14 protein-coding genes are annotated in these 13,258 nt (G+C 37.8%); 10 read left to right on the forward strand and 4 right to left on the reverse strand.

Going from position 1 to position 13,258, the window contains the following annotated elements; translation table 11 throughout:
• Positions 1-3 precede the first annotated feature (3 nt).
• The 8 genes from KYH19_RS09770 to KYH19_RS09805 all read left to right on the forward strand — a co-directional run bounded on the left by KYH19_RS09770 (position 4) and on the right by KYH19_RS09805 (position 7,289).
• Complete coding sequence (locus KYH19_RS09770; RefSeq protein WP_219078550.1) at positions 4-1,197, forward strand: efflux RND transporter periplasmic adaptor subunit; 1,194 nt, start codon at positions 4-6, stop codon at positions 1,195-1,197.
• Positions 1,197-1,943: an ABC transporter ATP-binding protein gene (locus KYH19_RS09775; protein WP_304622546.1), complete on the forward strand. Its 747-nt coding sequence runs from the start codon at positions 1,197-1,199 to the stop codon at positions 1,941-1,943. The genes KYH19_RS09770 and KYH19_RS09775 overlap by 1 nt, the downstream gene beginning before the upstream one ends.
• Before the next feature lie 12 nt (positions 1,944-1,955).
• Complete coding sequence (locus KYH19_RS09780) at positions 1,956-3,179, forward strand: ABC transporter permease (protein WP_187594660.1); 1,224 nt, start codon at positions 1,956-1,958, stop codon at positions 3,177-3,179.
• Positions 3,180-3,331: 152 nt separating this feature from the next.
• On the forward strand, positions 3,332-4,375 hold the full coding sequence (locus KYH19_RS09785) for a sensor histidine kinase (RefSeq protein ID WP_219078551.1): 1,044 nt from the start codon (positions 3,332-3,334) through the stop codon (positions 4,373-4,375).
• Positions 4,372-5,070: a LytTR family DNA-binding domain-containing protein gene (locus KYH19_RS09790; RefSeq protein ID WP_219078552.1), complete on the forward strand. Its 699-nt coding sequence runs from the start codon at positions 4,372-4,374 to the stop codon at positions 5,068-5,070. The genes KYH19_RS09785 and KYH19_RS09790 overlap by 4 nt, the downstream gene beginning before the upstream one ends.
• 40 nt (positions 5,071-5,110) lie before the next feature.
• A complete protein-coding gene (locus KYH19_RS09795) occupies positions 5,111-6,760 on the forward strand; it encodes a hypothetical protein (RefSeq protein WP_219078553.1) in 1,650 nt (549 codons plus the stop codon).
• Positions 6,761-6,867: 107 nt separating this feature from the next.
• Positions 6,868-7,077 (forward strand): DUF2683 family protein, encoded by a 210-nt coding sequence (locus KYH19_RS09800; RefSeq protein WP_219078554.1) that lies wholly within the window; start codon positions 6,868-6,870, stop codon positions 7,075-7,077.
• Complete coding sequence (locus KYH19_RS09805; RefSeq protein ID WP_219078555.1) at positions 7,059-7,289, forward strand: type II toxin-antitoxin system YoeB family toxin; 231 nt, start codon at positions 7,059-7,061, stop codon at positions 7,287-7,289. The genes KYH19_RS09800 and KYH19_RS09805 overlap by 19 nt, the downstream gene beginning before the upstream one ends.
• Positions 7,290-7,436: 147 nt before the next feature.
• Here KYH19_RS09805 and KYH19_RS09810 read toward each other — a convergent pair whose 3' ends face one another.
• Both KYH19_RS09810 and KYH19_RS09815 read right to left on the reverse strand, forming a co-directional pair.
• Positions 7,437-8,753 carry a nicotinamide mononucleotide adenylyltransferase gene (locus KYH19_RS09810; protein ID WP_219078556.1) on the reverse strand — a complete coding sequence of 439 codons (1,317 nt, stop codon included), beginning with the start codon at positions 8,751-8,753 and terminating at the stop codon, positions 7,437-7,439.
• Between the two features lie 336 nt (positions 8,754-9,089).
• On the reverse strand, positions 9,090-9,524 hold the full coding sequence (locus KYH19_RS09815; RefSeq protein ID WP_219078557.1) for an Hsp20/alpha crystallin family protein: 435 nt from the start codon (positions 9,522-9,524) through the stop codon (positions 9,090-9,092).
• 76 nt (positions 9,525-9,600) lie between these two features.
• Here KYH19_RS09815 and KYH19_RS09820 point away from each other — a divergent pair, with 76 nt between their 5' ends.
• Positions 9,601-10,086 (forward strand): thioesterase family protein, encoded by a 486-nt coding sequence (locus tag KYH19_RS09820; RefSeq protein ID WP_219078558.1) that lies wholly within the window; start codon positions 9,601-9,603, stop codon positions 10,084-10,086.
• 94 nt (positions 10,087-10,180) lie between these two features.
• Here the strand turns inward: KYH19_RS09820 and KYH19_RS09825 are convergent, their stop codons facing one another.
• Both KYH19_RS09825 and folB read right to left on the reverse strand, forming a co-directional pair.
• On the reverse strand, positions 10,181-11,584 hold the full coding sequence (locus tag KYH19_RS09825; RefSeq protein ID WP_219078559.1) for an FAD-binding oxidoreductase: 1,404 nt from the start codon (positions 11,582-11,584) through the stop codon (positions 10,181-10,183).
• Between the two features lies 1 nt (position 11,585).
• On the reverse strand, positions 11,586-11,954 hold the full coding sequence (gene folB, locus KYH19_RS09830; RefSeq protein ID WP_219078560.1) for a dihydroneopterin aldolase: 369 nt from the start codon (positions 11,952-11,954) through the stop codon (positions 11,586-11,588).
• A gap of 113 nt (positions 11,955-12,067) precedes the next feature.
• Between folB and KYH19_RS09835 the strand changes: the two genes are divergently transcribed.
• Positions 12,068-13,258, forward strand: coding sequence for an acyl-CoA dehydrogenase family protein (locus tag KYH19_RS09835; protein ID WP_121284875.1), 1,191 nt, complete (start codon positions 12,068-12,070; stop codon positions 13,256-13,258).

The following is a 13,258-nucleotide window of genomic DNA, read 5'->3' on the forward strand; positions in this document are numbered from 1 at the left end:
ATCATGAAAAAGAAAACAATATTTATTATCACAGGTATCGCAGTTGCATTATTTGCTGTTTGGTACTTCGCGCTGCGCAAAAAAGAACAGGTGGTTGTTCTCGAAACCGAAAAACCTAAAATGGGTTATATTTCAGAAAATGTTACAGCCACAGGAAAGGTGCAACCGGTAGATACAGTAGCTGTAGGTACTCAGGTTTCGGGAACCATTAAAACGCTTTATGCCGATTTTAATTCGAAGGTTAAAAAAGGACAGTTATTGGCCGAATTGGATAAAACCCTGTTCGAAGCTACTGTAAATCAATATCAGGCCAACCTGGTAAGTGCTCAAAGTGCATTGGTTTATCAGCAGGGTAATTTCAGCCGGCAAAGCAACCTGTATAAGGTTGGTGCGGTGAGCAAAGCAGATTATGATAATGCACTATATACCTATAATGCTTCAAAAGCATCGGTTAATAGCATTAAGGCTCAACTTGCTTCTGCTCAAAAGAATCTGTCACTGGCCAGCATTTATTCTCCCATTGATGGAACAGTGCTTTCAAGAAGTGTTAGTGAAGGAACAACCGTAGCGGCCAGCTTTAGTACACCAACCATTTTCAGTATTGCTAAAGATCTGACTAAAATGCAGGTAGAAGCCTCTGTAGATGAGGCTGATGTAGGCGATATCTCAAAAGGAGAAAGAGCAACGTTTACTGTTGATGCCTTTTTAAACGATACCTTTAAAGGAACCATACAAGAAATCAGGCTAAGTCCGTCCATTTCCTCTAATGTGGTTACTTATAAAACCATCATCAACACTTCAAATGATGCGAATAAGTTAAAACCCGGTATGACAGCAAATATCACCATCTTCACTAAAGAAGTGAATAATGCGCTGCTTATCCCTACCAAAGCTATAAAATTTGCTCCTGATTCAACTTTAGCGGGTAAATATCAAATGACCTGGGTTAATCCAGAAAGGAAACCTGCCGGAGCAGACGAGGCATATGTTTGGGTACAAAAAAGTCCGAAAGAATTGGTGCAGAAGAAAATTAAAACCGGTATAAACGACAATACACATGTTGAAGTTTTATCAGGATTAGCAGCAGCAGATGTAGTGATTACAGGTTCACAGCGCATGGGTAAAAGTCAGACGGCAGCACAAAGTCAATCTAGTCCTTTTATGCCAAAACGCCCAGGCGGTAACAGAAGGAAATAATGGAACAGAAGATATTAGATATACACGATTTAAAACGGGAGTTTGTAATGGGTGATCAAACCGTTAGGGCTTTGAAAGGCATCACTTTTGATATCAAGGCCGGCGAATTTGTAACCATTATGGGCAGTAGTGGCTCGGGTAAAACAACACTTTTAAATATTCTGGGTTGTTTAGACAAACCCACTGAAGGCAGTTATCTGCTTGATGGTGTTGATGTAAAAAGCTTAAACCGTGACGAACTGGCTGGTTTGCGTAATACTAAAATCGGCTTTGTTTTCCAGGCCTATAACCTGTTGCCAAGAACATCGGCACTGGAGAATGTTGAGTTGCCTCTATTTTACAACAAAACCATCACAGCTGAAGAACGAAGAGCAAGAGCCATTAAATCACTCGAATCGGTAAAACTTGCCGAGCGTTTTGATCATACCCCAAGTCAGCTTTCTGGCGGTCAGCAGCAGCGTGTAGCCATTGCCAGGGCTTTAGTTAATCACCCGGTGATGATTTTGGCCGATGAAGCTACAGGAAACCTGGATACGCGTACCTCTTATGAGATTATGGCCCTGATGCAGGAGTTGAATGCAGAAGGGAAAACGATCGTTTTTGTAACACACGAGCCTGATATCGCTGCTTTTAGTACCAGGACCATTATGCTTCGCGACGGAAAAATCCAAAAGGACAGCATTAACCAAAATCAACGTTCGGCCAGAGAGGCACTTGCCAATTTACCAGAATCGGATGATTACTAATTTGAGAAGATCATGAGCATTATAAATTTATTAAAGATTGCCTTTAGAGCATTAAAAAGAAATAAGCTACGTGCCTTTTTAACCATGCTCGGCATCATTATCGGTGTGGCCGCGGTAATTGCCATGATGGCCATTGGTGAAGGTTCGAAACAAAGTATCAGGTCTTCATTATCAGGAATGGGTTCGAACATGATTACCATCATGCCCCAAAGCAATGAACCTGGTGGTGTACGTTTGCAGGGAAGCAGCATCCAGACTTTAAAACTGGAAGATATTACAGCGATTCAAAAATTACAATCTAAAAATATAAATGGTTTATCGCCTGTGGTTTCTACCAGCGGACAGGCCATTAAAGGTGGTTATAACTGGCCAACCACCATTACAGGGGTGAGTCCGGATTATCTGAACATCCGCCAATTAAAACTTCAGGATGGTATTCTTTTTTCTGAAAATGATGTAAAAAGCTTTGCCAAGGTTTGCCTGTTGGGTAAAACCGTAATCGATAACCTATTTCCTGACGGAAGCAACCCAATCGGGCAGATCATCAGGTTTAAAAATATTCCTTTTCAGGTAATTGGTATTTTAGAACCTAAAGGACAGAGTAATTTTGGCCAGGATCAGGATGATATTATCCTTGCCCCTTTTACTACTGTACAAAAGAGAATTACGGCAACTAATTACCTACAGAGTATTTATGCTTCTGCCACTACCGAAGCTTCGAGCGCAGCTGCTACAACCGAAATTTCGGATGCTATAAGAGAAAGCCACAGGTTAACTGCGGCAGAAACCGACGATTTTCAGGTTCGTACACAGGCCGAGTTAATTAGCACCATCAGTTCAACCAGCAGCATGCTTACCGTACTTTTAACCGCTATTGCAGGTATTTCACTGTTTATCGGTGGTATCGGGATTATGAATATTATGTATGTTTCGGTTACCGAACGTACCCGCGAAATCGGTCTGCGCATGTCTATCGGTGCTCGTGGACAAGATGTTTTGATGCAATTTTTAATAGAGGCTATATTAATTAGTATCACCGGTGGAATTATCGGGGTAATTTTGGGTGTAAGTTCAGCATACCTCATCTCCTATTTCTTAAACTGGCCAATTTTAATCGCAGAATCTTCAATTATCATTTCCTTTGTTGTATGTGCCATTACTGGTGTTTTCTTCGGCTATTATCCAGCCAAAAAAGCCTCTAATTTAGATCCGATTGATGCATTAAGATACGAGTAGCGATCAGCACTAGTGCTAAGCGCTCGCGTCATCCCCGCGCAGGCAGGGATCTTAAAGCATTTTAACATGATCCCTGAAATAAATTCAACGTGACAAAGCGTAAAAACATAATAAATAATAACTTAGCGATGCAAAGCGCCAAAGAAAAAATAATGACAATTAATTTCTCCAAAAAGTGGATAAAAATTACCCTCCATATTCTGGTATGGGTGGTTTTGATCACTTTACCTTATATCATTAATGTTAACCGTAGCCGTCCCCCTCACCCACTAAGCAGTTACGAAGAAAACCAGTTCCTTCGCTTAAATTTCATCAGTTATTTTTATTGGATTGCTATATTTTATTTAAATAATAAGGTTTTAATTCCATCATTTTTCTACAGAAAGAAATATTTGTGGTATGGCTTATCGTTTGTTGGCTGTTTACTTTCGGCCATTACCATTCACTCTATATTATTCAGGATTTTACTGCCCGATTTTGATTTTAACCTTGGCCGTACACTTTGGTTTAATACACCAACATTTTTATTGACCATTGCCGCCAGTACCGCTTTTACCATGATTTCTGACCGGATTAATGAAGAGAAAAGAGCTTTGCAGCGCGAACAAGAGAACATGAAAACCGAACTTTCATTTTTACGTTCTCAAATCAGTCCGCACTTTATTTTTAATGTTTTAAACAACATTGTGGCACTGGTAAGGCTTAAAAGTAACGAATTGGAGCCAACGGTGATGAAATTATCCGGTTTGATGCAATATATGCTTTATGAAACCGATGAAGAAAAAGTATCCATCAAAACGGAAACCGAATACCTGCAGGCTTATATAGATCTGCAAAAACAGCGCTTCGGCAAAAAAGTAGTAATAGAAACAAACATTGATATAGAAAGAGAGTTTGATGAAATTGAACCTATGTTACTGATCCCGTTTATTGAAAATGCTTTTAAACATGGCGTTGGCATGATCGAAAAACCGCAGATTTTTGTTGATTTAAAAACAGAAAACGAACTTTTGACATTTACTGTCCGGAATAAATTTAGCGAAGATGAAAATGAGGTAAAAGATGCTGCATCGGGCATTGGCCTTGCGAATGTAAGCAGAAGGCTAAATTTACTTTATGGCAAAGAGCATCAGCTGGAAATAGAGAAAAAAGATGGCTGGTTTAATGTTTACCTCACTTTAAAATTAACAGTATGATAAAATGTTTAGCCATTGATGATGAGCCTTTAGCCCTGCAATTACTGGCTGACAACATCAGCCGTATTCCTTTTTTGGGGCTGGTAGCTAGTTGTGATGACGCTTTTGCTGCCAATAAAATGATGCAGGAACAATCGATAGACCTTATTTTTATCGATATCCAGATGCCGGGTATTACCGGCTTACAATTTATCCAGAGCTTGGTTAAAAAGCCCATGGTGATTATTGTTACTGCCTATAAACAATATGCTTTGGATGGCTTTGCACTCGATGTGGTGGATTATTTAATGAAACCGGTATCGCTTGATCGTTTTATGAAAGCCTGCAATAAAGCTAGAGACCTGTACGAACTCAAACAATCGGCAGAACATAACAACTTACCCAAACAGGATTATATGTTTGTAAATGTGGGCTACAGTTTAATGAAGATTAGTTTTAATGAGATTACTTACGTAGAAGGACTTAAAGATTATATCCAGATCCATACCTCTGCAAGTCCAAAAGCCGCGGTAGTGCGTATGAGTATGAAAAGTATAGAAGAACAACTGCCTGCTTATTTCGAAAGGATCCACAAATCATTTATCGTAAATATCAATAAAATTACATCCATTAGAAAAAACGCTTTATTTATTGATGATAAGGAATTACCAGTAAGCGATAGTTATAAAGAGGTAATTGAAAAGTTATTAAAATAAAAGCATTTATCCTGTATATTGTGTGCGTTTAGCACCTTACATGAACTATATTTTATTCGGCATTGCAGCCATAATACTTTTAATGATATTTGCTTTTTTTGATTCGAGAAAAAAGAAAAAGCAGATTTTAAAAGAGCTTGAAAACAGCTGGGGAAAGGAAAAAACAGAACCTATCAATTTCGACAAAGCAAGTTGGTACGCTAATTATGTAAAGGAAAAAGTATTTCATACGCTTTCTCACCAAACCATGGCCGATATCGATTTCGATCAGTTATTTGCAAAAATTGATCGTACCACAAGTAAAATAGGGCAACAATTCCTCTACAATAAACTTGCAAAGCCAACTAATAACCTAGAGGAACTTAAAAAACTAAAAGCTCAGGCCGATTTCTTTGCCGCAAATCAAGAAATAAGAGGAAAAGTTCGCGCCGAGCTGGTAAAATTGAACAGCAGCGAAAGCTATTCTGTGGTATTATTGTTCAATAATAAATTGGTTGAAAAACCATCCTGGTTTAAATGGTTTTCCATAGATCTGCTCATTTTAGTGGTATTATTGATTTTATCCATTAAAGTCTCAGTCTGTTTAATATTGGTATTGCTGCTGATTACATTTAATGCCACTTATTTAAACTATTGGAATAAAAAACACCTGCTTATTTTTACCAAATCACTCTCGCAGCTTAATATTTTGATTAACGTTTCGAGAAAACTGGTAAAAGAAAAAATACCATTCGAGGCTGATAAAATAAAAAACGCCATTCCGATGTTCAGGAAATTTCAGCGAAGAATCGGCATTCTTTATCAGGATTTCAGTCAAAATAGTCAAGGCGATTTAAGTCAGGTACCACTTTACCTGTTCGAGATCATTAAAGCAATTTTCTTAATCGAAATCTTTACTTTTTTTAAGTTGATCAAGCTGATCGAAAATAATCAGGATGATATTTTAAACCTCTACCAATATGTGGGGTCGATAGATATGGCAATTGCCGTAGCCTCATTAAAAGAAAGTGAACAGATCTGCGAACCTGAATTTACTGAACCATATAAAGGAATTGAAATTAAAAGTATCAGGCATCCGTTGATCGATAACTGTATTGAAAATGAAATAAAGCTGGATCATAAAAGCATGTTGATTACAGGCTCAAACATGTCGGGCAAATCAACTTTTCTCCGTACTGTGGCTATCAATTCATTATTAGCTCAAACCATTTATGTTTGTTTTGCTGAAGCATATAAAGCACCATTTTTTAAATTGCACACTTCAATAAGAATCGACGATAACTTATTTCAGGGTAAAAGCTATTTTTTAGAGGAAGTTGATGTAATGTCGACCCTGATTGAAGCAGTTAAAAATCCCGATCAGAATCTTTTTATTCTGGATGAAGTATTTAAAGGTACCAACACCATAGAAAGGATTGCAGCAGCAAAGGCCATATTATCGCATTTAAACCGTGAGCAAAACCTCACTTTTGTGGCTACGCACGATATCGAATTGTCCAACATGCTTGCAAAAGAATATGAACTTTATCATTTTACCGAAACGATAACCGATAATGAGCTTATTTTTGATCATAAACTAAAAGAAGGTCCGCTTAAAACTAAAAATGCAATCAAAATTTTAGAAATGTCTAATTATCCAAAGCAAATTATTCAGGAAGCATTGCAGATTAGCAAGGATTTGAGTTCTTGAATTTGATTCTCGTACAAAACCAATATTTAGAGTCTATCCTTTCAACAGTAATCTATTATTGACAGCTGATTAAATAAGTTCGTATTTTTGATTATACAACAATTGTTATGACTATAATCGCACATCCTAAAAATAAAAAACAAGAGGCTGCAATTGAAGCTGTTTTAAAAGCTTTAGATGTTTATTTTCAAAAAGAAGAAGAAAGTCCTTACAATCCAGAATTTGTGGCGAAAGTTAAAGCAAGAGCTGCTAGTGCAGAAAAAGGCAATGTAACGAGAATTAAAGGCCCTAATAATATATGGGAAAGTATTTTATAGAAGTTGAGAGGCTTGCAAAAAAAGATCTAGAATTACATTACAAATCTGGAGACAAAGCTTCAGTTAAGCGAATAAACCAAATTTTTATAGAACTATCAGAGCATCCTGAAACGGGAATTGGAAACCGGAAAGATAGATTGATCTATAAAATAGAAGAGAACATCGTTACTGTTACCATAATCTCTGCATTTGGTCATTACGGAGATAAATAAACTAAACTCTTCTTGTCATTCTGAATGTAGTGAAGAATCTTCAATAATTATGCAGACTTTAATTTTCTAACGATGAAAATTTGCGTTGATAGATCTCTCCACTACATTGCACTTCGGTCGAGATGCCGAAGCTTATTAGATTAATATTTACACCGTTTTCACCTCGTCCTCACTATAATCCTTAATATCAGTAATATAGCCATTTATCAAAAGAAAATCGAACAAGGGTTTAGCTTCTGGTGTTATTGGCATATTCTCTGTGGTAATTACCTGATTGGTCTTTTTATCTAGGAAAGGGTAAGCAAATAACCGCACATTAGTATTAAACATATCGTTTACGTAGCTCAATAACTGGCCAGAGTAGTTTTCTCCGGTGAAGTTTTTAGAATTGAATACAAATTTTAAGTTATTGATGTTTGTTGCCAATCCAACACTTTTAGGCTTGCACCTTGCCAAATATTTTGCCAAGCGGTTGTGGCGCGTAAAGTTAGATACGATCACGATATTACCCGTATCGCACATTTCCTGTGCTCTTTTAGCCACTGTTTCCAGGTCAATATCATCAGGGGTTTCTTGTCCATCCGTTAAAACGTTGGTTAACAAAACCTCTATCATTACCGCTAAGTTCCCATCTTCTACTTTATTGGTACGTTTAAACTGATCGGTAGCTTTATTGAATAAATTAAAGTTAGGCAATGATTTCTGACCATATTTAGTCCTCAAAATCATGATATCCTTTTTATACAAAAGATCTTTAGCCTGACGGGGGTGTGCGTCGGCGTCGAAAATTGCAGCGGCAGAAAAATCTTTCATAATCATATACAGATTAAGCAGTATATTATCTACGCCTGGAAAAGCAGGTCCTTTAACTGAAATTAAATCGATTTCTACCGATCCGATTGTTAAGTTATCAGCCAGTGATTCTACCATTATTTTAGGATCCTGATAATAGTAAAAAGCTGCGTAAAGTAAGTTTACACCAATAATACCGAGCACACGCTGTTGCATATTTACGTCAGTATCCAACAAACGGACGTGAAAAAATATTTCATTTGGTAAACCACCCGGTTCATTTTGGAAACGGATTCCAACCCAACCATGTGGTTCATTCGTGCGTTTGTAATTTAGCGTTGTTACGGTATCAGCAAAGGCAAAAAAAGTACGGCTTTCGTATTTCTCTCCTGATAAACGCTCATTGAGTAAGCCAAATTCATGATCAAGCATCTGTAAAAGCCGGTTCTGACTTACATAACGGCCATTCGTTTCTGCTCCGTAGATGGCATCGCTAAAAGTCATATCGTAAGCCGACATGGTTTTGGCAACTGTTCCAGATGCTGCGCCAGCATTAAAAAAGTTTCGTGAAACTTCCTGTCCCGCTCCTATCTCGGCAAAAGTGCCGTAAATTCGTGGGTCAAGATTTATTTTTAGTGCTTTACGCTTTGTATCCAGAATTTCTCTCTCCATGCCGCAAAAGTACGAAAAATGAGATTAACGTGATTTTAAGAATGTAACTTAAAATCAATCTAAATACTACTACTGGGATTCTTCACCCTATCTTGATTTTACATGGAATAAGCTTCTGTTTTGCAGAAAAGATGCTGAAATGAATCAGCATGACGATATGAGCAAAAAAATAAGGTTAATACCATCCGGCATTAACCCTATAAACCTAAACTTAAACCTATTATGAAACCTGCGTCAACTATCCATCGCATCTGTATCAAATTCACCTGATGCAAGCTTCATAAGCTTTGAAAAAACTAAACTATTATGAAAAACCCTCTTTCGAGAATATTTTTATTACGATACTACAATTTCTTTGTGCTGTAATTTAGCATCGTCTTTTTTGCTGATGTTAATTGATAAGATCCCGTCTTTATATTCAGCAGTAATATTATCACCATCAGCACTGTCTGGTAAATTAAATGATCTTGCAAATGAGCTATAATCAAATTCTTTACGCGTAAAGTCTTTACTTACCTGGGTTTCGTCTTTTTTAACTTCTGCCCAAACAGAAAGCGTATCTTTTTTCAAATTGATCTGAAAATCTTCTTTCTTCAAACCTGGAGCAGCAAGCTCAATTACATAAGCAGTTTCATTTTCATGAATGTTTACATTTGGTGATTTATCAACCAATTTGTTTTTACTTACTGCATCGCTAAACAATGAATCAAAAACATTGTTAAAGTAAGGAGCTGTGTTACGGGTTCTGTTGTTAAAATTTACTAGTGTCATATCGCTTATTCTTTATTTTTTTAATTTTTAAATTGACAATACACCATATTCAACTTATATACCAAACCAAATATTTATGATTTTTAAGACATTTTGGCAAAATAAACCCAAATCAAAAGACAAATTGACAGATATCAGGGCTTTTTCAGACAAATTCAACTATAAAACCAATATCCATTTGCGCTTTATTGATTTCGATTTGATGGGGCATGTAAATAATTCTATCTATTTTACCTATCTCGAAATTGCCAGATCCAAATATTGGGAAGAAATTATAAAATGGGACTGGAAGAAAACCGGAATCGTGATTGCCCATGCAGAACTGGATTACATTTTACCGATTGTAATGAATGATAAAATCGCCATACATGTAAAAACATCGAGGATTGGTAACACCAGTTTTGACCTGGATTACCAAATTGTGAAACTAAAAGGAACAGAAGAAGTAATTTGCAGTAAAGGCAAAACCGTTTGCATTGCAGTTGATTATGTTACAGGTAAACCTACAGCTATCCCGGATGAAGAAAAGCAGAAAATGCTAGCTTTTGAGCAGTTAAAATAACTGAGTAGAACCCGTCATGCTGAACTTGTTTCAGCATCTTAATATACTGGTTACTATTAAGACCCTGAAACAAGTTCAGGGTGACGAATAAAAATTAATCAGGCATAATCTTCCCGGGATTTAATATTCCATTCGGATCGAAAACAGTTTTAATTCCGCGCATTAAATTAAGGTGGATTTCAGAATACTTTATTGGCATAAATTCTTTTTGTACCAGGCCAATTCCATGTTCTCCAGATAGTGTCCCACCTAAAGCCGTGGTTAATTCAAATATTTCAGCAATACCGAATTTGAGTTTGTTTTTCCAGTCTTCATCACTCATTCCGGCTTTAATGATGTTTACATGTAGATTTCCATCACCGGCGTGACCATAACAAACACTTTCGAAACCGTATTTTGCGCCAATTTCTTTTATTCCATTAATGAGTTGAGGTAAAGCCGCCCGCGGCACAACAGTATCTTCCTCTTTGTATACGGAATTGGATTTTACCGATTCGGCCATGGTTCTTCTCATCCGCCACAATTCTTCCTTTTGAGCTGCAGTATCTGCAAATAATACTTCTGTACAGTTGTGTTCTTCTAAAACCACATTTGTTTTCTCGCAGTTTTTGAAAATATCATCTAAATCATCACCATCAAACTCAATCATTAATAGAGCGGCCACGCCATCTTTTAAATCAAATTTGATGTCGTCAAACTTGATCACCCACTCCACTCCTTTCCGTTCCATAAATTCCAAAGCCGATGGCGTAACGCCAGCTCTGAAAATTGCCGAAACCGCCGCACAGGCATCTTCATTTGTGCTGAAAGCGCCCATCATTAAAACGGACTGGGTAGGTTTTGGCAATAATTTGGTTACAATTTTGGTTACCACCCCCAAAGTACCTTCCGAACCGATCATTAACTGTGTTAAATTATAGCCTGATGCATACTTCAAAGTATTTGCGCCTGTCCAGATGATATCGCCGTTAGGCAAAACCACTTCAAGATTTAAGATATACTCGCGTATAGTGCCATATTTTACTACCCTTGGTCCACCAGAACCATGCGCCACATTACCGCCAATAAAACAAGATCCTTTACTGCTTGGATCAACCGGATACAAAAGACCTTTCCCGGCTACTGCATTAATAAACTCTTCAGTAATAACCCCTGGCTCAACAGTTGCCTGTAAGTTTTCGGTATCAATATCGATGATGGATTTAAATTTTTCCATTGATAGGGAAACACCACCATAAATCGGCAAAGCGGCACCACTTAAACCCGTACCACCACCGCGGGGCGTAACCGGAACATGGTGGGCATTACAGATTTTCAATACAGCAGAAACTTCTTCAGGCGAAGTTGGCTTTACCACCAACTCTGGTTGGTAACGCAAATCCTCCGTTTCGTCATGACTGTAATTTTCTAAACTTTCCGCATCAGTAAAAACTTTATCTGCTCCAATGGCAGCTTTAATTTCTGCTAAAATTTCAGCATTTATCTTCGTAAAATTCATTTTAATTGGCTGATTTGTAAGTAAGCTTAACAAAGGAATACCCGATCTGGCCAGGCATTGGTGGGTTTAATTTCTTCATACTCACCTTTACAGTTTCAACAAAGGGATACAATTCAATCACTTTCGAAATGATATTCTTCAAAACACTTTCTAAAAGCTTTTGTGTATGTTTCATTTCTTCAAGGATGATGTGATTCAAATCCTCGTAATTAACGGTTTGTGCCAGTTCGTCATCAAAACCCTGTGGTGTAAATTCTGTTTCTAAATCTACAACAAAATGATTTCCAATCAGTTGCTCTTCTGGATAATAACCATGCAGGGCGAAACATTTTACATCTTTTAAAGCTACTGTTTGTTTGAAATGGTTCATGTATGTTCTGTAAGTTGCAAAATTAAATTTTTATTCATGAATATAATGCCCCTTGCCGTAAATTGTTACCTTTGAAATGAACGCGGTTTCTTAACCAGATAATACGAAATTACATGAGCAAATCAGTAAAAAAAGACCTGTACGAGGCGCCAGACTATTATTTATTAGATGAATTATTAACCGATGAGCACAAATTAATCCGTGCTACGGCCAGAGATTGGGTAAAAAAAGAAGTGAGCCCAATTATTGAAGATTACGCACAAAAAGCAGAATTTCCAAAACATTTAATAAAAGGCCTGGCCGATATTGGTGCTTTTGGCCCTACCATTCCGGTTGAGTATGGTGGAGCAGGTTTAGATTATACGGCTTATGGAATTTTGATGCAGGAAATAGAACGTGGCGATTCAGGTATCCGTTCTACAGCCTCCGTTCAGGGTTCGTTGGTGATGTATCCGATTTATGCTTATGGAACTGAGGAACAGCGTAAAAAATATCTCCCTAAATTAGCCAGCGGCGAAATGATGGGCTGTTTCGGTTTAACAGAACCTGATCATGGCTCCAATCCGGGGGGCATGGTAACCAACATTAAAGATGCCGGTAGCCATTATATTCTAAATGGAGCAAAGATGTGGATCAGCAATGCACCATTTGCGGATATTGCTGTGGTTTGGGCAAAAGATGAAGCTGGAAAAATCAGGGGCTTGATTGTAGAGCGGGGAATGGAGGGATTTTCTACACCCGAAACGCACAACAAATGGAGCTTACGTGCATCGGCAACCGGTGAGCTTGTATTTGACAATGTTAAAGTTCCAAAAGAAAATATTTTTCCCGAAATCAGCGGATTAAAAGGACCATTGGGTTGCTTAAATCAGGCACGTTATGGGATTGCATGGGGCGCTTTAGGCGCAGCAATGGACTGTTACGATACCGCTTTGCGTTACTCAAAAGAGCGTGTTCAGTTCGGAAAACCAATTGGCGGTTTTCAGCTTCAACAAAAGAAACTGGCCGAAATGGTGACTGAAATTACTAAAGGTCAGCTGTTGGTTTGGCGTCTGGGCGTATTGAAAAGTGAAAACAGGGCGTCGGCTGAACAAATATCAATGGCCAAACGAAACAGTGTAGAAATTGCACTGGATATTGCGCGTAATGCCCGCCAAATGCTTGGTGGCATGGGCATAACCGGGGAATACTCGATTATGCGCCACATGATGAACTTAGAATCGGTGGTTACCTACGAAGGCACACATGATATACATTTACTGATTACGGGAATGGATGTGACCGGATTAAATGCGTTTAAATAG

It is taken from the genome of Pedobacter sp. D749, from assembly GCF_019317285.1.
Classification (GTDB): Bacteria; Bacteroidota; Bacteroidia; order Sphingobacteriales; family Sphingobacteriaceae; genus Pedobacter.